At 67.2% G+C, this 19,029-nt stretch carries 19 protein-coding genes; 9 read left to right on the plus strand and 10 right to left on the minus strand.

The genetic code is table 11. The annotated features are described in order from the left end of the window. Positions 1-98: 98 nt before the first annotated feature. On the minus strand, positions 99-1,457 hold the full coding sequence (locus tag IPI67_05545) for a Glu/Leu/Phe/Val dehydrogenase (GenBank protein MBK7579656.1): 1,359 nt from the start codon (positions 1,455-1,457) through the stop codon (positions 99-101). Positions 1,458-1,669: 212 nt separating this feature from the next. After that, positions 1,670-2,473 carry a phosphatidate cytidylyltransferase gene (locus tag IPI67_05550; GenBank protein MBK7579657.1) on the minus strand — a complete coding sequence of 268 codons (804 nt, stop codon included), beginning with the start codon at positions 2,471-2,473 and terminating at the stop codon, positions 1,670-1,672. A gap of 103 nt (positions 2,474-2,576) precedes the next feature. Between IPI67_05550 and IPI67_05555 the strand changes: the two genes are divergently transcribed. Then, on the plus strand, positions 2,577-3,017 hold the full coding sequence (locus tag IPI67_05555) for an archease (protein MBK7579658.1): 441 nt from the start codon (positions 2,577-2,579) through the stop codon (positions 3,015-3,017). Positions 3,018-3,028: 11 nt separating this feature from the next. After that, entirely contained in the window at positions 3,029-4,483 is a 1,455-nt protein-coding gene (locus IPI67_05560) for an RtcB family protein (protein MBK7579659.1), read from the plus strand. Positions 4,484-4,508: 25 nt separating this feature from the next. On the opposite strand, the gene IPI67_05565 is transcribed toward IPI67_05560, so the two are convergent. Continuing rightward, positions 4,509-4,838 carry a MarR family transcriptional regulator gene (locus IPI67_05565; protein MBK7579660.1) on the minus strand — a complete coding sequence of 110 codons (330 nt, stop codon included), beginning with the start codon at positions 4,836-4,838 and terminating at the stop codon, positions 4,509-4,511. Positions 4,839-5,203: 365 nt separating this feature from the next. Here IPI67_05565 and IPI67_05570 point away from each other — a divergent pair, with 365 nt between their 5' ends. Further along, positions 5,204-6,037, plus strand: a complete 834-nt coding sequence (locus IPI67_05570; GenBank protein MBK7579661.1) for a hypothetical protein — start codon at positions 5,204-5,206, stop codon at positions 6,035-6,037. Between the two features lie 560 nt (positions 6,038-6,597). Here IPI67_05570 and IPI67_05575 read toward each other — a convergent pair. The 3 genes from IPI67_05575 to IPI67_05585 all read right to left on the minus strand — a co-directional run bounded on the left by IPI67_05575 (position 6,598) and on the right by IPI67_05585 (position 9,926). Beyond that, on the minus strand, positions 6,598-6,927 hold the full coding sequence (locus tag IPI67_05575) for a MarR family transcriptional regulator (GenBank protein ID MBK7579662.1): 330 nt from the start codon (positions 6,925-6,927) through the stop codon (positions 6,598-6,600). 175 nt (positions 6,928-7,102) lie between these two features. Beyond that, the gene (locus tag IPI67_05580) at positions 7,103-9,352 is read right to left on the minus strand and encodes a hypothetical protein (protein MBK7579663.1); all 2,250 of its coding nucleotides are present in this window, start codon (positions 9,350-9,352) and stop codon (positions 7,103-7,105) included. A gap of 289 nt (positions 9,353-9,641) precedes the next feature. Continuing rightward, a complete protein-coding gene (locus IPI67_05585) occupies positions 9,642-9,926 on the minus strand; it encodes a hypothetical protein (protein ID MBK7579664.1) in 285 nt (94 codons plus the stop codon). A 758-nt stretch (positions 9,927-10,684) separates the two neighbouring features. Here IPI67_05585 and IPI67_05590 point away from each other — a divergent pair. Then, entirely contained in the window at positions 10,685-11,446 is a 762-nt protein-coding gene (locus IPI67_05590; GenBank protein ID MBK7579665.1) for a hypothetical protein, read from the plus strand. Positions 11,447-11,473: 27 nt separating this feature from the next. Here the strand turns inward: IPI67_05590 and IPI67_05595 are convergent, their stop codons facing one another. Further along, entirely contained in the window at positions 11,474-11,959 is a 486-nt protein-coding gene (locus tag IPI67_05595) for a hypothetical protein (protein MBK7579666.1), read from the minus strand. A 222-nt stretch (positions 11,960-12,181) separates the two neighbouring features. On the opposite strand from IPI67_05595, the gene IPI67_05600 reads away from it, so the two are divergent. The 3 genes from IPI67_05600 (at position 12,182) to IPI67_05610 (ending at position 15,845) form a co-directional block, all read left to right on the plus strand. Continuing rightward, the gene (locus IPI67_05600) at positions 12,182-13,483 is read left to right on the plus strand and encodes a metallophosphoesterase (GenBank protein ID MBK7579667.1); all 1,302 of its coding nucleotides are present in this window, start codon (positions 12,182-12,184) and stop codon (positions 13,481-13,483) included. Then, a complete protein-coding gene (locus IPI67_05605; protein ID MBK7579668.1) occupies positions 13,480-14,139 on the plus strand; it encodes a hypothetical protein in 660 nt (219 codons plus the stop codon). The genes IPI67_05600 and IPI67_05605 overlap by 4 nt, the downstream gene beginning before the upstream one ends. A 353-nt stretch (positions 14,140-14,492) precedes the next feature. Further along, entirely contained in the window at positions 14,493-15,845 is a 1,353-nt protein-coding gene (locus IPI67_05610; GenBank protein ID MBK7579669.1) for a carboxypeptidase regulatory-like domain-containing protein, read from the plus strand. A 70-nt stretch (positions 15,846-15,915) separates the two neighbouring features. Here the strand turns inward: IPI67_05610 and IPI67_05615 are convergent, their stop codons facing one another. Then, positions 15,916-16,611, minus strand: coding sequence for a hypothetical protein (locus IPI67_05615; GenBank protein MBK7579670.1), 696 nt, complete (start codon positions 16,609-16,611; stop codon positions 15,916-15,918). Positions 16,612-17,073: 462 nt separating this feature from the next. Between IPI67_05615 and IPI67_05620 the strand changes: the two genes are divergently transcribed. Beyond that, positions 17,074-17,499: a DUF393 domain-containing protein gene (locus IPI67_05620; GenBank protein MBK7579671.1), complete on the plus strand. Its 426-nt coding sequence runs from the start codon at positions 17,074-17,076 to the stop codon at positions 17,497-17,499. Positions 17,500-17,518: 19 nt separating this feature from the next. Here the strand turns inward: IPI67_05620 and IPI67_05625 are convergent, their stop codons facing one another. Together IPI67_05625 and IPI67_05630 are read right to left on the minus strand one after the other, a co-directional pair. Then, positions 17,519-17,914 carry a TfoX/Sxy family protein gene (locus IPI67_05625; protein MBK7579672.1) on the minus strand — a complete coding sequence of 132 codons (396 nt, stop codon included), beginning with the start codon at positions 17,912-17,914 and terminating at the stop codon, positions 17,519-17,521. Further along, entirely contained in the window at positions 17,915-18,499 is a 585-nt protein-coding gene (locus IPI67_05630) for a DUF1697 domain-containing protein (protein MBK7579673.1), read from the minus strand. Positions 18,500-18,528: 29 nt separating this feature from the next. On the opposite strand from IPI67_05630, the gene IPI67_05635 reads away from it, so the two are divergent. After that, positions 18,529-18,978 carry a hypothetical protein gene (locus IPI67_05635; protein ID MBK7579674.1) on the plus strand — a complete coding sequence of 150 codons (450 nt, stop codon included), beginning with the start codon at positions 18,529-18,531 and terminating at the stop codon, positions 18,976-18,978. Positions 18,979-19,029: the final 51 nt, after the last annotated feature.

Raw genomic sequence — 19,029 nt, forward strand, 5'->3', positions numbered from 1 at the left:
AGTAGGAAGGGACGAAGCGCGCGGGGCCTCGCTCTTGCCTGGTCGGGCGTGGCTTGCCCGACCCGAAGCCAGGGCGCTCGAGCTACCGGAGAATTTTCTCAGGGGAAAATCTCGCGCTCTTCGTACACTTGTTTCAGACGCTCGAGCGCGACACAGTAACAGGCGGTGCGGTAGTCGGTCTGGTACTGCCGAGCGGCGTGGACCATGCGGCTGTAGGCCTGCTCCATCGCCTCCCTCAAGCGACGGTCGACCTCGGGCAGGTCCCACGACTCGCTGCGGCGATTCTGCACCCACTCGTAATAACTGACGGTCACGCCGCCGGCGTTGGCCAGCACGTCGGGCAAGATGCAGATGCCCTTCTTCAAGAGCACAGCCTCTCCCTCCGGATTGCAGGGCCCGTTGGCTCCTTCGGCGACTAGCTTGACGTTCAACGCCTCGGCCTCGGCAGGGCCGATCTGGTTCTCGAGCGCCGCCGGCACGAAGATGTCTGCCTGAACGCCGAAGAACTCCTCGCGGGTGATTGGCTTACCGTTGGGGTAGCCCGCGATGCTGCCCTTGTCCTCGACGTATTTCTGCAGTCGGTGCGCGTTGAATCCTTCCGGGTTGTAGAGGTACCCGGTGTGGTCCCCGACCGCCGACAGCGACACACCCATGTGGCTCAGGAGCACGGCTGTGTGAGAGCCGACGTTGCCGAAGCCCTGAACAATCAGCTTCTTCCCCTCGAGATCGAACTGGTTTCGGCGCGCCCAGTCGACGATCGCAAAGACGACACCCTGGCCCGTCGCTTTTTCGCGCCCCACGGTGCCGCCGCTGGCGATTGGTTTGCCGGTCACCACGCCGAGCACGGCTTGTTTTTGCACCATGCCCACCGTGTTCATGTACGTGTCCATCGCCCACGCCATGCTCTGAGCGTTGGTGCCCATGTCCGGCGCCGGAATGTCGTAGTCAGGGCCAATGTTGCCGCCGAGCGCGTGAAAGAATCGCCGGGTGATGCGCTGCAGCTCGCTCCGGCTGACGGTTCGCGGGTTGAACTTGATGCCGCCCTTACCGCCGCCGAACGGCAGACCCATGAGCGAACATTTCCACGTCATGATGGCTGCGAGTGCCTTGAAGTCGTCGAGGCTCGCGCTCTCGTGGAAGCGCATGCCCCCCTTGTACGGCCCCAGGATGTTCGAGTGCTGGATGCGGTAGCCCTTGAAGAGGCGGACCTGCCCGTTGTCCATCTTCACCGGGAAGTGGCAGATGATCTCGTTCTTGGGCTGACTCACGATCTGATGGATGTAGTCCGGCAGATTGATGAGCTTCGCGGCCTTCTCCAGGTACGCCTGGACGACCTGAAAGAACTCGTACCGCTGGCCCGGCGGCAGGTTGGTCGGAGACGAGCGGTAGTCGTCTTCCAAGACGCGAGCTGAAACGGCGCTTTCAGAGATGACCGGAGGCGAGGGGGTGGCGCTCATGGTGTGAAGGCTCCTGTTTGCGATCCGCCCGAGTCGTGAGTTGGAGACAACGGCAGCGCGCGGATGCGGGGCAATTTGCTCACGCTCCGTTTCCGCGGTCAGCCCCTTTTTTGACAACGCGGCGCGTCAGCCTCGATGCCCGTGCACTGGCGTCGAACGAGTACGCAAGCAATGCGCGCTCGCACTGTCGAAGCATCGCGGGTCACGCCGAGTCAGCCGCGGAAGACGCTGTACAGGTACACGATCGGGCTGACGATGAGCAGCGCGTCCACGCGGTCGAGCAGGCCGCCGTGCCCAGGCACGATCCACCCGCTGTCCTTGATGCCAGTGGAGCGCTTCAAGAGTGATTCGACGAGGTCGCCCATCTGACCCAGACCCCCGGCGACGATCGCGAGCGGGATCGAGTGCTGGAGCGGGATCGATGGCAGGTACCAGAGGCTCGCGATCACCGCGCCGAGCGCTGCCCCGCCGAGCGCTCCATAAAATCCTTCGCGCGTCTTCTTTGGGCTCACGCGTTCATACAGCTTGGTCTTGCCCAAGAAACGGCCAGCGAAGTAGCCACCTGTGTCCGCGAGCCAGGCAAACGTCAACGTCAGGATGACCCAGCGCGGTCCTTCGGCGCCGAGATCGCGGCGCAGGAGTCCGATCGTCGCGAACAGGCCGCCGATGTAGAGCGGCGCCGCCACGTTGGCCATGATGCGCAGGCCCGCGCTCTCGATCTCACCCAGGCGCCACAGCGGCAAGAGCACACCCACGACGGGCACGATGAGGAACACGGCCAAGAGGATGCGCGAGTCCGTGGTGGCGAAGTAGACCGCAGCGCTCACCGCCAGCGTCAGGACCACTCCGATACCCTGAGCGATGCGGTCGCCGGGGTGGGTCATGGCAAACAGCTCGCTCGCACCGACCGCGCTGGCAAACGCCACCAACGCGTAAAAACCCCAGGTCGGCCCCACGAAGAGCAGCGCCAGCAAGCACGGCACGAACACGACCGCCGTCAAGAAGCGTACGGCCAGGTTGCTCTTCGCCAAGGCGGCCGACGGTTATCAGGGAGGGACGGCCGCGCCAAGTGGAAGCGACCTCCGGAGCAGGTGCGCGTATGATTTGCGCCGGCTCTCGATGCCCGAACACTACCAACGCCCGCAACCTTACGAGGAGCTCGATCACACGGGCGACGCGGGCGTCGTCGTGTATGGCAGCTCCAAGGAGGAGACGTTGGCGCGGCTGATCCTGGCGTTCGCCGATCTCGTCACGGGTGGCGCGCAGGTCCAGGCCACGTCCTCGCGCACCGTTCGGGTGCAGTGCAACAACCTGGTGGACAGCGCCATCGACGTGCTGCGGGAGCTGCTCTACGCCTTCGACACTGAGGCAAGCGTGCCGGAGAGCTGCGAGGTTCTGCAACTGAGTGCCGACACGGGCGCGGAGGTTCTCGTCACGACTGGAACCTACGACCCGGAGTTGCACGGCGAAGGGCTCTGCCTGAAGGCGGTCACCCTTCACGCTGCGCGCTTCGAGCCGCATGACAGTGGCTACGTGGCATCGGTGGTCTTCGACGTGTGAGAGGAGCGTGCATGAACATCGAGCTTCGCCAGCTGAACCCGTTCTTGTGGGAGATCCCGCGCCGCGGCGGCATGAAGGTGTCAGGGCGTGTCTACCTGGCGGGAAGCCAGCTCGAGCGGGTGCGGGCTGACAAGGCGCTGGAGCAGGTGGCCAACGTCGCGCACCTGCCCGGCATCGTCGGACACAGCCTGGCCATGCCCGACATCCACTGGGGTTACGGCTTCCCGATCGGGGGCGTCGCCGCGGTCGATGCCGGGAGCGGCGCGGTGAGTCCGGGTGGCGTCGGCTACGACATCAACTGCGGCTGCCGTGTGATCACGACGCGGCTGCACGTCGATGACGTGCGGTCGCGCATGCCGGAGATCGTCAAACAGCTCTTCGCGGCCATCCCCACCGGCATCGGAGCGAACCACGCCATCGAAAAGCTGTCGAAGCGAGAGCTCGAGAAGGTGATGACCGAGGGCGCCGCCTGGGCCATCGCGCGGGGATATCGCGCGGGGGCGGACGACGCCGAGCAGTGTGAAGAAGGGGGTTTCCTCGCCGGCGCAGCTCCCGACGCCGTCAGCGAACGCGCGCGGGAGCGGGGTGCGGATCAGCTGGGGACGCTCGGCAGCGGGAATCATTTCCTCGAGGTGCAGCACGTCGCGGAGCTCTACGACACCGAGGCGGCCGCAGCGTTCGGGCTGCGCGAGGGTGAATTGACGTTGATGGTGCACTCCGGCTCGCGCGGGCTCGGCCACCAAGTGTGTGACGAGACGCTGCACGGGCTCTCGCGTTGTTACACGAAGTTCGGCCCCGACTACGCTGCTCTGCCCGATCGGCAGCTGGCCTGCGCGCCCATCGATTCCGACATCGGGAAAAAGTATCTCGGAGCCATGCAGGCCGCGGCCAACTTCGCCTGGGCCAACCGCCAGGTGATGACAGGCCTCGCCGTCGACGCGGTGGCGCGCGCTCTCGGTGTGCCCGTAGACGACGTCGGAGCGCGGCTGCTCTACGACGTCTGTCACAACATCGCAAAGTTCGAGGACCACCTGGTCGACGGCGAGTCGCGGCGGGTGCTGGTGCATCGCAAGGGAGCAACGCGCGCCTTCGGCCCTGGCGACCCTCGCGTGCCCGAGGCGCAGCGCGCGCTTGGGCAAGCGGTGCTGATCCCTGGCGACATGGGTCGTTATTCGTTCGTGATGGCGGGCAACACGTCAGCGATGACCGAGACCTTCGGCTCCAGCTGCCACGGCGCCGGCCGCCTGCTCTCCCGCACCGCGGCCCTGAAAAAAGCCCGCGGCCGCCGCATCGAAGAGGAGCTACGCGCCCAGGGCATCGAGGTCATGGCCAAGGGCTACCGCACCCTCGGCGAAGAGATGAGCGATGCGTACAAGGACGTGAGGGATGTGGTCGACGTGATCGAGGGCGCGGGCGTTTCGCGGAAGGTGGCGAAGCTGGTGCCGCTGGGGGTGATCAAGGGGTGACGGGAGTGGAGGCGCTGCTGGCGCTTCAGGGTCCAGAGAGGAATCGCCGCGCGCTGGCGTCCGCCAGCGGTCGAGCGCGTCCGAGCAGGCGGGTGCCCAGCCGAGTAATGATGACCCGCCAAGCCCGGCGGTCGCCGACGGTGGGTCCGCGGTCGAGCAGCCCACGCTCACACAGGGACGCGACCAACCTGGAGGTGGTCGCCTCGTCCAATGCCGCGCGCTCGGCAATCGCGCGTTGCGGGACCGCGTCGTCGTAGTCGGCTTGGGCGGCGGCGGCGCTCAGCAGCACCAAATACTGCGTGTGCGTCAAGCCGACCGGGGCCAGGGCCCGGTCGAGGAGGCGCTGCCAACGCATGGCCGAGCTCCACAGAGCGAAGCCGTCGTTCACGGCGCGGGAAGCGGGGAGGGTGCGCGGCATTGGGGGGGGAACTCGTCTCCCAGATGCTTAGCATGACAAGCTATTCGTGGATGGAGGATCGGCGCCTTCTGCGTGGTTCATGCTCCTGAGGGGCGCCCGCTCGGCCTCGACATCAGCGCGTTCAGCCCGGTGACGGAGCACGACGTGCGCGTCGCACGAGCAGCAATCCGCGCACGAGCGGCAATCAGCACGAAGCGTGCAGGGCTGGCCACGCCAGGCGGGCAGACGACCGCACCGTGGGCAACCAGGGATCGCGCTCTGAGGGGCAATCGCAGGACAGCCGGAGCGCGTATACTGTGGGCGTGGCAGGGGACCCATACCGTGAGTTCGGCCCGGCGAGAGCGGCGGACGTGTCTCGACTCCGTCGCCGCACCGACTTGGCGCTCGGGGCCCGCGCGGCGGGCGCTTCGCTCTTGGCGAACGCCGCCTGGCTCTCGGCCTCCGCGCTGGAGTCGGGACCCGCCACGCGGCTCGTTAACCTGACCTTACCCCATCTCGCAGCGCTCCTCATGTTCGCAGCGGTCTGGATCGCGTTGCGCTCGTTGCGTGGGCTCTGGGCGTTCCTGCGGGCTGCGCTCCTCGTCCTATCCGCCGCCGACTTCGCTATCCTGTGTGCGCTGTTTTGGCCTCGCCCCATCGAGGTTCTGATCATTCACCTCTGGTTTGCGTCGGCTCTGGCAGTCGGCGCGTTCGCGACGAGTACGCTGAGCTGGCATTGGCGGGGCCAGCGGGGGCTCTCGCTGGCGGCGGGCTCAGCCGGCTGCGCGTTCGTCGTGCTGTTCGCCCGGGTCTGGCTCGGGTGGGACCGAGTGTGGCCAATGTCCGACGATGCACAGCAAGCTACGTTCTTGCTGCTGGCTGCGATAGTCGGGCTCGCTGGCTGCGTTGCGCTGCTCGCGCTCGGGCGATTGCCGGTCGCGCATGAGGAGACATGGCTGCTGCGTGGGGCGCTTCCTACTCGTGACGTCGCGAAGCTACTGACGTTTCCCGATGGCTCCGCTCACGTCTACCTGTCCCACGGTGCACCTCGCGAGTTCGTCGGGCTCGCGGACGCCATGGAGTGGTTGCTTGACAACGACTACATGGAGGAGGATCCGCGGCGGTTCGCGACGCACCGGAAAACCTCTGCTGGATGAACCAGCAGAGCTGCGTGGTCTCGGGAACGATGTCGGCGTCGGCCGACAAGCCTTGCAACGAGTTCATAGGCTCCAGTGGGATGCGCGATGTCGGTCGAGGCATGGGCATCCGTTGCTGTGCCGACGCCGTCGCCGAACCGTGACTCGGCGTACGCCAGCACGCGACGTCCAATGAACGCGTCCAACGCCGCTACGGCTGTGCAGGCTTCCGCTGGAAACCATGATTGAACTTGCCCATGTCGTGCAGGGCTGCGACTCGCCTTCGCAGAATGGCCAGAGCGCCCGCAACACGGAAGCTCACGACACCGTCATCGAAGGAATGTGATCCAGTCACGGAACGACCCGTCCCCCCCACGCGCGCCGCGCGCGCCATCAGCACGTCGCCATGGTCTTGCAACGACTTCAACCGGCGCGCGCTGCCGCGTAAGGGGGGGACCGACGAGCGCAGCGAGGCGAGGCGGGGGCAACACGAGAAGGCGCGGGCGTGTCGCGGAAGGTGGCGAAGCTGGTGCCGCTGGGGGTGATCAAGGGGTGACGGGAGTGGAGGCGCTGCTGGCGCTTCAGGGTCCAGAGAGGAATCGCCGCGCGCTGGCGTCCGCCAGCGGTCGAGCGCGTCCGAGCAGGCGGGTGCCCAGCCGAGTAATGATCACCCGCCAAGCCCGGCGGTCGCCGACGGTGGGTCCGCGGTCGAGCAGCCCACGCTCACACAGAGACGCGACCAACCTGGAGGTGGTCGCCTCGTCCAATGCCGCGCGCTCGGCGATCGCGCGTTGCGGGACCGCGTCGTCGTAGTCGGCTTGGGCGGCGGCGGCGCTCAGCAGCACCAAATACTGCGTGTGCGTCAAGCCGACCGGGGCCAGGGCCCGGTCGAGGAGGCGCTGCCAACGCATGGCCGAGCTCCCACAGAGCGAAGCCGTCGTTCACGGCACGGGAAGCGGGGAGGGTGCGCGGCATTGGGGGGGACCTCGTCTCCCGGATACTTAGCATGACAAGCTTCTCGTGGCTCGGGGATCGGTGCCTTCGGCGTCGTTCATGTTCCTGAGGGGCGCCCGCTCGGCCTCGGCATCAGCTCGTTCTGCCCGGGGCACGGGCTCGTATGGAGGTGCGCACCGCCTCGGCAACCGGTCTCCGTCTCCACCACAGTCCCAGCGCTCCGAGCAGCAGCACGAGCCCCGCCGGCGCGCTGTCCGTCTCGAGCCGGCTGATGCTGCAGCCGGCATCGCTGTCGGTGCCGCCCTTGGCGCTTTTCGTGGGAGGGACCGGGTCGGGCTCGCCTTCGCTGGGAGTGCCCGAGGGCGGCGGCGGGGCCAGCGAGTCGTCGTGGACCCAGACTCCGAGCAAGTCGATCAGAAGATGGGTTCGGGAGTGCGCGTACACGCAAAGCCGGCCGTCGGGGCCAAGCGCAGCGACGCTGAGCGCGCCAACTGCTCCACCCCCCGGGAAGTTGAGGGAGGATGTGGACGGCACGTCGCCGCCACAAGCGTAGGCCGTCACGAAGCCAGCATCCGTTGCACCCACGGCGGTGATGTTGGCTACCACCGCCCACACACCTGCCGGCATGCCCGCTAGACTCTGGATCGGGAGCTCGATCACCTGGCCGTTACCCAGGCGGCCCTTGAAGGGCGTCGTATCGCTGCGAGTGTCGAGTAGTCGTCTCGGCTGCAATGCCTGATAGGACAGCGGACCGTCCGGTGACAGGTAGCCGGTTACGTCAACGACCAAGTCCACCCCTTTGATGGACCGGACGCAGAGCAGTCCCGAATCCCCCAATTTCGACAGGACGCTGTTGGCGACGACGTCGCCGGCCGCATAGTTGATGTTGCTGGTCTCGGTTGGCGCTTGGCCGCACGGGAATGCTTGGACGAAGCCCGGGGCGTCGCCAGCAATTACCGTCAGTGTCGCGACCACGCCCGTCGCGCCGGCTGGCGCGCCTACGTCGATCTCTTGGACGGTGTCGGCGATCAGAGGAGCAGCCGTGGAGCGCGTATCCAGCACGCGCACGGGCGGCGTCACCGTCAGACCCGCGCCAGTCGGTGTGAATACGCCGCTCAGGTCGGCGATCGCCTCCGCTTCCGACAATGCGTAGAACAGTACCTCGCCGCTGCTGCCGAGCACCGCCGGGACCGCGTTGCCTCGCACACCGCCCGCGTCGAGATTCAGGTTGGAGATCTCTGGCGGAGCGCCGCTAGGAAAGACGCTGAAGAAGCCGGGCTGTCCCGTGGAAATGCCAGTCAAGTTGAGCCACAGCGCGCTCGTCCCCGCGGGCAAGTTGCTGCTTTGGTAGCTGCTCGTCGACTTCGCTTGCAGCGGTCCCGTCGAGGTTCCATCGCCGCGAGTCAGGTCGGCACTGAGCGCGTCCTGACGAGTGTCGAATAGGCGCTTCGGTGTCACGAACGACAGACGTGCGGGCGACCCCTCGACCGTCACTGCGATCGCCGGAGCATCGGGGACCGCCTCGGCTTCGGGCGGCTCGGGGGGTGGGGGCTGTCCGCACTTCGGCGGGGCTCCCGGCAAACAGTCGGCGCCGTATGCCGCGCAGTCGCCCGAGGTGCAGTCCGAGTTGATGACGTTGGTACCTTCACAGTGCGCTTCACACACGCCGGTGTATGCGCCGGACGTGAAGAACGGAGTTTTCATGGCTGCGCCGTCGACGCTGAGTTCGATGTGCAGGTGGTCCGTGTGCGGGGCAGAGGCGCTACTGAGTAGTCCAAACCCCTTCTCGCCATTCCAAAACGCCTTGTCCCAAATCACGCGTTGGATACCGATGAACTCGGCGTGCTCCACCAGCCAATTCGCCACGGCATCACCGATGCCGTTGTTCGCGTCGCCGCCCTCCTGCGAGACCATCAGGTCGATGGCCCGACCAATGGCGTGCACGGAAAGCTGGGGAACGCTGGTCTTGGCGCTATTTTGCCGACAACAAAACAGGCCGCCGTAGCCGGTCCCCGGATACTTCGTGCGCAAGTACTGGTCGAGCGCTTTCGTCCCCGGGTAAGCAGGGGTGCAGGCTGGGTGCTTGCACGAACAAGCAAAGGGATTGGACGACGAGCACGAACCCAGCGGCGCGATGTTGGGGGGACCGACGACGGACACGTATTGGGTCGCTGCAATCGTCTTCGTGCTCGCCGGCGGATTCCACGGACCTGGGATCGTGAGCGGGCTCGCATGCGCTCCCAGCGACTCCCCGCTTCCCTCGTCGACTGTCGGTTCCGCCCCGCAGCCGCCGATCGTGCCAGCGACTCCTGCGGCCAAGAGCGACCAGAACGCGGCGCGCCCCGCACGGCGACTTGGCTTGGCTTGGTTCAGAGAACTCACACGGCAAGGCTATCGTCGTCGCTCCCGCTCGTCCAGCCGGGCGCAGTCACCAACGCCGCGCACAACGTCAAGATCGTCGACTGTCTTCTGTGAACTTCTGAGAACGAGAAGTGTCACTGACGGCGTCAGAATGAATTCGCTCACGGAAGCGGGGAGTGTGCGAGGCAATGGGGGGAACTCGTCTCCCAGATACTTAGCATGACAAGCTATTCGAGGATCGAGGATCGGCGCCTTCGGCGTCGTTCATGTTCTTGAGGGAAGGAATCGGTCTGCGCTGACCGAGTGAGGCTCAGCCCCCGGTGGGGAAGCCGGCGCACTTCGACTTGCACTGCGGGAGGCCGTAGCCGTCGAGCTTGAGCTCGCAGCTCTGCTTCACGTTGCCGCCGGCGCTGATCGACGCCGCGCATTCCTGCTGACAGGTGTCGTTGTCGCCACCTTCGGCCACGACGCAGGCGCACACCGAGCCACAACTGCCGCCACCACCGCTGCCGCTATCATCGCTCCCACACGAAGCGGAGAGAAGCGCACCGAGTGAAGCGAACGCCAGCACGAAGACCTTCCTGCTACCTTTCATCAGGCACCTCTGGCCCGAACCTATCAGGATTTTCGGGGCCGTTGCGTCCCATATCGAGTACCTTCGACGGATGACGGGGCGCGCGCTGCCGGTCCTGGACGCAGAGCAAGCTGGGGCTCAAAGGTCGCGAACCGGGTCCGGAAGTTCTCCAACCTGACGCCATGCCAGCTCGCTCACGCCGAAGCATTTCGCCTCGAGATCCCCTCCACCGCTCGTCCCGTCCCTCTTGGTTCCTGCTGGGAGCGTTCTGCGTCTCCGTGGGCTGCGCTGCCGAAGTTGATGACCCCGACAGCGAGACGCGCACGCTCAAGCTCAGCACACGCTGACCCCGGGCGGCGCGCTGATCGGGACTCCGCTCTACATGGCCTCCGAGATGGCGAACGGTGAGGTTGGGTTTGCGACCGACCTGTTCGCTCTCGGCATCCTTGCGCGCGAGATGCTCACCGGACATTACCGTTCAGCCAACCACCACTGCTGGCAGCACGCGCGGGACTTCCGCTTCGCCCCCAGCTCTGGGCATGGCTGCAGCCGCCGCTGGCGGCGTTGATCTCGGACTTGATGGCTGCGGATCCAGCGGAGCGTCCCTCTGCGCAGTCGCTGGTCGAGCGGCTCGCCAAGCTGTGACCGCCCACCTTCGTCGACAAGGTTGCACGCGGTGTCGGCCTTCACGCTCGGGGAGACGCGATACGACCGCGCAACCCTTGCGCGAGAATCGACTCGCCCCCGGTGTTAGACCCTTCGAGATTGGAGGTGAGCCGATGTCACGATTTGGAACCCTCTCCGCCTTTGCTGTGTCTCTGAGCTTTGTCGCGGTCTCCGCCTGTGGGTCCGACGACGCTGCCTCCGCTTCTGGCGACGGAAGCCTCGTCGCGTTCAAGGGCAGCACATGCAAGAAGGAGAACGCCGGAGCGCTGACCGCCGAGGACACCTACGCGGGGCTGCAGTGCGTGCGCTGGACGACCGTCGACGCGGACACCGTGAAGATCGAGCTCCTGAACTTCGAGGGCGGCTGCGGGGCGCAATGGAAAGGCGAAGCCAAAGCGGTCGACGCAGGGCTGGAGCTCCGCTTGGTCAACCCAGGTTGTCTGCTCGCGGCCTGCGGCAGCTGCATGTACGACTGGTCCTTCGACGTGCGCGCCAAGGGCGCCGCGGACCTGCCGCTCAGCATCGTGACCGACCCGTGCCCCGGAGAGCAGACCCCGGATCAAGACACGGCGACCCTTCCACTCGGGACGACCGCCGAAGGCGAGCTGTGTCGCTACGCCAATCACGGTGCTCTCGGCTGGCAGGCCATGGCGCTGTCGGCCTGCGGCAAGGCCTACATGCCGTGCCGCATTGGAGGTGGCATGTGCGAACCGAACGGCAGTGAGCCGGAATGCGATGCGGGGCTCACCTGTGCCGATGGCGCGTCCGCCACCGCGAAGGTCTGTCATGCGAATTGCACCGGAGACTCGGACTGCGCGCCGACCGGCACGATGAAGTGCGACGGCGGATTGTGCCGGCCGGCGAAGCCCTGGTGAGGCCCGCCGCCACGGCTGCATCGCGGTTCATTCCTTCGTAACGGAGCAGTGCCCGGGAGGGCTGCTCCATGTGGCCTGGCACTTCTTCGCGCCGTCCCAGCAGCCGTAGACGTTGCGCCCGCTCTTGGTGCGGAGGTTGGCCTCGAAGTGCAGGTCGCGACAGGGCATGCCCGACGTGTAGCCGGAGAGCTCGCAGGTCGTCCGGTCGAGGGTGTATTTGTTTTCGCCCACAGTCCAGGTTCCGCCCGCTTCCGCGTACTCTTGCGGGATCGTGAAGCTCTGGCTGATGGCACCGATGCTGCGGATGTTGCACGAGGTGTCGGCCTTCACGCTCGGACACGAAAAGCGCCACGTGCCCTGCGCGCCGCACGAGTCACCCGTTGGCTGGGCTGGTGCGGGGGGCGGAGCCGGGGGGCTGGTTTCGAGGGTTGGCTCACTCCGCTTGCAACAGAGCAGGAGCAGAAAGAGAAACATGGAACCGACACTCGCGGTCCCCCGGACGCTGTTGAGCACGAGCGGACTCTACGCCGGAGAATTTCGCTGCACAACCAAGTGGAGTCACCGCGGACGTCACACTCGCTGAGCGGTCCGAGTGAGCGCGCCCGCTAACCTGCGGTTGGCGCCACGCCAACCACAAGTCGGCGGAAGGGAGTCGGCGGAGGGGCAGAACGCGGAGAATAACCACATTCATGCGCTCGCGCGTGGTGGCTCGGCTCTTGCTCTTCTCCTCGCGCCATGGCGAGGTTTGCGGCGCTCAGCTTGGGTATCGGTTTGACGCTGGCGAGCTGCGGGGAAGCAGCGAGCGACGACGGCAGCGCCGGGCATGCGGGCTCCGACGCCGGAACGGGCACCGGTGGCACGACCGGTAGTGGAGGTGGCGCCGGAATGGATGGCGGCGCGGGGGTCACGTGCACTCCCTGCACACAGACGTCGGACTGCGGCCCTGGCGCCGCGTGCGTGCAGTATGCCGGGAGCGACTTCTGCGGGCGCTCGTGTGAAGGCGGCGCGTGCGGGGCGGGTGAGACGTGCGTCGACGCGATCACCGAGGATGGGGCCGGCGTCTCGGCGTGCGTCCCGGCCGACGGCACCTGTGGGTCGAGCGGATGCGGCGAGTGTCCCGCTGGAACGAGCTGCGATGTCATTCAAGGGATCTGTGTTGCACCAGAGCCGGATGGCGGCGACGACGGGGGTCCGGACGAACCCGACGGCGGGGCAGATGGCGGGCCGGATCAGGGCAGCGTCGGGCCCAACGGTGGAAAGGTGTCCGGCTTGTATTTCGCGGTCGTGGGCGACACGCGTCCCAAGAGCAACAACGCCACCGCCAGCTACCCGACCAGCAAGATCACGAAGATCTACAAGGGCATCGAGTCGCTGAACCCGCGGCCGCAGTTCGTCGTCGCCAATGGCGACTACATGTTCGCCAGTGGTCACGGGCCGGAGGGCGCAAAACAACTGAAGCTCTACATGGGCGCCCGCAGCAATTACTCGGGCACTGTCTTCGCCGTGCTCGGCAATCACGAGTGCAGCGGCGACGTGAACTGCGCCGGCGTCACCAACAACAACAGCTACAACTCCTTCCTCGACAATCTGATCCAACCGCTCGGCAAGACCAAGCCGTACTACGCCATCTCGATCGACGACTCGAGCGGCAAGTGGACCGCGAAGTTGCTGATCACGGCGTGCAACGCCTGGAGCCCGGCGCAGAAGACCTGGCTCCAGAACCAGCTCGGCAAGGCCACGACGTTCACGTTCGTGGCGCGGCATCAACAGATGGGCTCGGACGGACCCTGCAACAACGAGATGGACCAGATGCTCAAGGGCGCAAAGTACGACATGCTACTGGTTGGGCACATTCACACCTGGAACTGGGACGCCGGGAAGCGCCAGCTGATCGAGGGAGTAGGCGGCGCGCCCATCAACACCGCCGGCAAGAACTACGGGTTCGCAACCATCCGCCAGCTCGCGGGCGGCAGCTTCCGAGTACGGCAATACAACTGGGACGATCTGTCGATCGCCAAGAGCTTCACGGTGCCATGAGCATCGCGCGTCACCTGGTGTTCTGCGCCGTCGTACTGGGCGCACCCGCGGCGGGTTGTCAGTCGCAGCGCTCCGAGCCGGCGCCAGCGCCCAACCCTGCGGCCGCGCCCGCGCCAGAGTCGGCGACGACCCCCGGGCTCGTGCTCGTCGCCAAGCGGGGTACGCCGCTGGTGAACGGTGAGCTCGCTCAGCCGGTGTGGCATGCGGCTGCGTCGACGGCTCCGTTCGTCAACGTGCGAGGGCGTCAGCCCGTCGCCCACACTGACGCTTCCGCGAGTTGGGACGAGCAGGCGCTCCACGTCGCGTTCTACGTGGCAGACGACGACTTCCGGGCCAGCGATCGTGTGCGGCTCCAGTTCGGCGAAGGCGAGCTCGTCGATGCGTCGCCAGACGGTCGGCTGAAATGCCAGTTCCGCGGCGTGTCGGATTGCGCGGCCCTTGGGATCCAAGCCGGCTTCGACGTGGACGGCGACGTCGATGCGGAGGCCAGGGAGGACGAAGAGTGGGCCGTCACCATCGCAGTGCCCTGGCGCGCGCTCGCGCCCGAGGGCCGACCGGGGGAGCTGGCCGTCATGCTGAGACGCGACGAGCGTGAGAGTCGCCCGCCTTTGCACGAGATCTGGGGTGGGCGCCCCGGCATCATCCGTCTCGAGTGACCCGGCGCGCCGGCGCGGGGCTCGCACCAGCGAGCGTGGTGTGCAAGACGAACTGAGCGCAACCTGCGGGGGACTCCTGCATTGCGCTCGAGCGGCCCCTTGCGTTGCGCGGTGAGCGTCGCATTCGTCAGCGTCATTGTGCCGAGGTGACACACGCACTGCCGCGCTGCCGCGCGAAATCGTTTCGGACCAGCACGCGCATCTGGCAACCGTTTCGCGGTGCAGCTGGTTCTTGACCGCAATTTCTAGGCTGGACGCTGGCACGCGCAGTGCCTCCGCTGTTGGGATCCAGTGCGCTCGTGGCGCGGCGACGAGACTGGCGGGCGGGCGCAAACCAACGCTTGGAGGGCCAGATGAAGACCTGGATGTTTGCGCTGACGACGTCTCTCGCGCTCGCCGCTTGCTCCGGCGATGACTCCTCCCCCGGCGGTGCTGGCGGTACGTCCGGCACAGGGGGCGCCGGCGGCGTTGGCGCGACCGGCGGCCTGGCGGGCACGGGGGGCGCGGCGGGGCAAACGGGATTCGGGATCGCGGTGCGGAACCTGGACGGACAAGCGCTCCCGGGAGCAACCGTGGCGTTCGATGCCGCGGACGGGACCCGCGTCGAGAAGACCGCCGGCCCGGATGGGATGGCCTATTTCGACGAACCTGCAGCAGGCGCGGCGAGCCCGACCGCGACCGCTCATCTCCAAGGCTACGCCGCGGTGACCGTCGTCAACGTGCTCGAGCAAGGGGACTACGTCGCCGGTCAGCCCTACGTGATCAATCTGGTCGAGCTCGAACGCGGGAACACCGTTCAGGTGACAGGGGACGTCGCTGCCCTCGGCGTCGGCCATACGTTGCTCGTTACCTCGTCCGATGGTGGTTCATACCAAGGGAACCCCGAGCACTACTCGCTCGACGTGCTCGCGGGAAAATCGTTCACGCTCCTCGCAGCCGAGTTCACCGCAGAGTGGCCGACGCCCAACGCTTTCGTCCAGCCGTTCTATGGCTTCGCCAAGCTGGACCACGCCGCTCTCGACGCGAATGCCGACATCCTGCTGGACATGGCGAAAAACCACCTCGCGTCGGAGACCGTGACCGGGTCGTTCGCGCTGCCGAAGCAGCCGGACAGCATGCTCCTCGGTGACGGAGCCTGGGGCTACGCCATGGTGTCGACGTTTTCGTCGAACTTCCGCTTCGGCCTCGGGTTCGCCTCGATGTCGAAGTTCAACAGCACGACCCAGCGTGTCGACTACGACATCGAGCACGTGAAGGCGGCACCCGACTCCGAGGTCGGCGTCTGGTACATGCTCTACGAGAGTCTCGGGGGCTTTTCTCAGGGCGCACCGGCATACTCCATCGCAACCGAGAGTGGGTATCCGGCGGCAGGGCCAAGGGACTTCGTGTTGCTCGAACCACCCCACGTGACGTACTCCAAGACCACACCGCGTCCGCTGCACGACGAAATGAAGTGGGTGGACGCCACGCCGGCGCTCCCGACGCTGGTGCAGGTCATCGTTGCACAGCGGTCGGTGTGGACCGCGGTCGTCCCACCGGGGCTCGATCATTTCACGCTACCCGCACCACCGTCGAGCCTGAGCGAGGAATCGACCTTCGGCTCGGTGACGTTCCAGGTCTCGCTGTTCAAGTGTGAGCTGAGCGACAGCCTGCCAAAGCGATGGTGCAAGCGCGCCGCAGTGACTCCGTTCGCCGTCGAGAACTGAGCATTGATCGTCACCGAGGTCGTGCTGACCGTCGCCGGCCATTGAGCGTGGACGCGGCGATGGCGAGGGCTCAGCCGACCGACTCGGGCGGCGGGTCGCCGCAGAGCTGGGCCACCTCTTCGGCGATCGCGCGGGCCTGGCCACGCGGCAGGTTCTTGCCGATGAGCGCGCCGCCCAAGTACAGATTGGCCACCGGCGTGCCGTCGCCGGAGTCGTCGCGACCGCGGACCTTGCGGTTCTGGATCGTGATGCGATCGGATGTCAATCGCCGGTGAGCGAAGCGAAGTCCGAGCGAGTGCCACGCGACGACGATCTGCTCCTCGGGGAGCACATCGATACCCCGCCGGTGCAGGAGGACGAGGGCCGGCGGGACCAACATCAAGAGAGGGATCACGGTCCGCTCCCTCGATAACGCGCTGATCACCGCCCCGAGCACGATGAGGGCGAGACCTGCGACGGACTGGAGTGAGCCGCCGGCCGTGTGGTAGCGAATGCGCGATTTGCCGAGCAATGTGCCCAGCACGACGACCGCCGCGGGGTCGGCGGCCGGCTCGCGCGGGGCGCTCGGTTGTCGAGGCCCGCGCGCGGCTTGTGGCTTGGGAGGGCTCGGCGCGCGCTTCGGCTCGCGAAGTCGTTCGAGCTCGGTCTGCTGCTCTCGCAGCGCCTGTTCTTGCTCGCGCAGCTTGCGCTCGGCTCGATCCAGGTCGTCCTCGAGGGCTTCGTTGCGCTCGCGCAGCGCGCCCCGGTCGTCTCGATACCCCGGCATCCATGCGCACAGTAGAGCCAGTTCCACCGGTTGCCAAATCCGCCGAAACGTATCCGTTCCTCCCAGCGCTGCGCTTGTTGGTGTAGCTAGGGGTTGGGGGGGGGGGGGGGGGGGGGGGGGGGGGGGGGGGGGGGGGGGGGGGGGGGGGGGGGGGGGGGGGGGGGGGGGGGGGGGGGGGGGGGGGGGGGGGGGGGGGGGGGGGGGGGGGGGGGGGGGGGGGGGGGGGGGGGGGGGGGGGGGGGGGGGGGGGGGGGGGGGGGGGGGGGGGGGGGGGGGGGGGGGGGGGGGGGGGGGGGGGGGGGGGGGGGGGGGGGGGGGGGGGGGGGGGGGGGGGGGGGGGGGGGGGGGGGGGGGGGGGGGGGGGGGGGGGGGGGGGGGGGGGGGGGGGGGGGGGGGGGGGGGGGGGGGGGGCAAATTCAACTAACAGCCGGGACGACAACGCGACCGGTCATTTAGACCGACTTGACCGCCGACCCGACCCTCCCCGAACGGCTCGTGATCTTCGATGGGGTCTGCGGGCTCTGCGATCGGACGGTTCAGTTCCTGCTCGAGCACGACTCGGGGCAGGTGCTGCGCTTCGCACCGCTGCAGGGAGAGACCGCGGCCCAGGTGCGCGCACGACATCCAGAGCTCGAGGGGGTCGACAGCATCGCGTTCGTGGAGCAGAGCGGGGGCTCGGAGCGGGTGTTCGTGCGCTCCAAGGCGGTCTTCCGCATCGCCACTCATCTCGACCCCGGAGTGCGCTGGCTGCGCGTCTTCGGGTTCGTTCCTCAGCGCCTGGCCGACGTGGGCTACGACCTGGTCGCGTCAGTCCGCTATCGGATCTTCGGCAAGCTCGAGGCGTGCCGCATCCCGGACGCCTCCGTACGTGCACGCTTCCTCGACTGAGGCCAAGCGTCTCGACGACCTAGCGCTCACCCCGGTTTGCCGGCTTGCGGGCGGCGGCGGGGCGCTGCTTGCGTTTGGATTTCGGGGGCTTGTCCGGGAGGGTCTCGACGAACTGGGTGCTCTTCTCGACCCACTTTCGAACTGCGGATGCTGAGCTGCAGCCCGCTGCGCCGACATAGACGTAGCCCGCCAGCGGTCGACCCGTGAAGTCCATCGGGCGGACATGGGGCTCCGTGAGCGCCCGGGCGTAAGCGGCCGGTCCAACCCGCGCCATCAGCTCGTCGCCGACCACGCCCGAGAACATCTTCTTGCGCAACAGGAAGCAGAGCCCGCCGAACATGCGCTTCTCCTCGATGCCGCTCCGCTTCGACACCGCGGCTCGAACTCGTCCGGCAAGCCTTTCATCGTAGGCCATCTATTGCCCGCTTTCTCCGCAGAGCTCGATCAGCTTCTCGACCGTGCGCCAGTTCCGGACGGTCGACGTCGTCGCCAGCGTCCGGTCGAAGTAGTCGTTCGTCAGCTTGCTCTTCCCGACTCCGTTTGGGAGCAGTAGGTAGAGGTGGCGACCACGGAGCTCGAAGCGATCGCCCGGCGAGCGCTGAGGATCCAGCTTGGAGGCGTTCGCGGGTTGGGGAACCGCCGCGAGAAACGCCAGGTGGAGCTGAGCTGGTTCGGCACGGCGAAGAAATGGATTTTCGTCGCGCGCCGCCCGGAGCTCCGTGGCAGATCTCACGAGCACTGGGACCTCGAGCCGCAGCTCTCTGGCGAGGGCCGCGCTGAGCTCCGACGCCAGCCGCTTGGCCAGGGTCGAGCTGGCCGAGAAGACCACGTTGCCGCTCTGGATGTAGGTGCTGATGGAAGTGCAGCCTCGCCGCTCGAGCAGGTCTACGAGCACACGCATCGGCAGCTTGTTCTTGCCGCCAACGTTGACCCCACGCAGGAGCGCGACCCAGCGGCTGCCGAGCGGGGAACGGGATTTCGCTGCGCGCGCGCTGGCCACGTTGGTGAGACCACGGATACCATGCGGCGGTGCGCATTTCAGCCTGCACCGCGCTGACCCTTTCGGTGTGCGCTTGCACTTGCCGTGGCCCGGAGCCGAGCCGCGCCTCGGTCGCTTCGCCCGAGACCGCGCCCGCCCCGGCCCGGGCGAGTGTTTCGGCGGGAGCCTGCCCGGAGCTTTTCGAACCGCCGAGCGGCGCCGAGACCCTGTGTGATCAACATGATCTTGCAACGACCGCTGAGGTGCACTGGCGGTCGTTCGCGACCACGGCGCCCATCGAGAGCATCAATCAGCGGTATCGCGAGCGGGCCGAGCAATGTGGCATTCGGGTCGAGGCGGAGGGCTCGGGCGTGCGCCTCGAGCGCGGGCCCCTTCACCTGTCTACCTTCGAAGCCACCGGGTCCTACCCGCGCTGCGATTCGCTCGCGCGGGCCGAGCACCGCACGGTGATCCTGGTGTCCAGCATGTTCCGGCGCTGAGCGCCGGCCCCAGGCACGCAAAGGGGGGAGCGTCCCGCCGACGTGACGGCA

It is taken from the genome of Myxococcales bacterium (genome assembly GCA_016706225.1).
Classification (GTDB): domain Bacteria; phylum Myxococcota_A; class Polyangia; order Polyangiales; family Polyangiaceae; genus JADJKB01.

Coding starts and splice junctions, on each gene's coding strand:
- IPI67_05590 (MBK7579665.1), top strand. CDS start 10,685: ATGTCACGATTTGGAACCCTCTCCGCCTTTGCTGTGTCTCTGAGCTTT.
- IPI67_05605 (MBK7579668.1), top strand. CDS start 13,480: ATGAGCATCGCGCGTCACCTGGTGTTCTGCGCCGTCGTACTGGGCGCA.
- IPI67_05545 (MBK7579656.1), bottom strand. CDS start 1,457: ATGAGCGCCACCCCCTCGCCTCCGGTCATCTCTGAAAGCGCCGTTTCA.
- IPI67_05615 (MBK7579670.1), bottom strand. CDS start 16,611: ATGCCGGGGTATCGAGACGACCGGGGCGCGCTGCGCGAGCGCAACGAA.
- IPI67_05600 (MBK7579667.1), top strand. CDS start 12,182: ATGGCGAGGTTTGCGGCGCTCAGCTTGGGTATCGGTTTGACGCTGGCG.
- IPI67_05555 (MBK7579658.1), top strand. CDS start 2,577: ATGCCCGAACACTACCAACGCCCGCAACCTTACGAGGAGCTCGATCAC.
- IPI67_05565 (MBK7579660.1), bottom strand. CDS start 4,838: ATGCGTTGGCAGCGCCTCCTCGACCGGGCCCTGGCCCCGGTCGGCTTG.
- IPI67_05585 (MBK7579664.1), bottom strand. CDS start 9,926: ATGAAAGGTAGCAGGAAGGTCTTCGTGCTGGCGTTCGCTTCACTCGGT.
- IPI67_05625 (MBK7579672.1), bottom strand. CDS start 17,914: ATGGCCTACGATGAAAGGCTTGCCGGACGAGTTCGAGCCGCGGTGTCG.
- IPI67_05575 (MBK7579662.1), bottom strand. CDS start 6,927: ATGCGTTGGCAGCGCCTCCTCGACCGGGCCCTGGCCCCGGTCGGCTTG.
- IPI67_05610 (MBK7579669.1), top strand. CDS start 14,493: ATGAAGACCTGGATGTTTGCGCTGACGACGTCTCTCGCGCTCGCCGCT.
- IPI67_05560 (MBK7579659.1), top strand. CDS start 3,029: ATGAACATCGAGCTTCGCCAGCTGAACCCGTTCTTGTGGGAGATCCCG.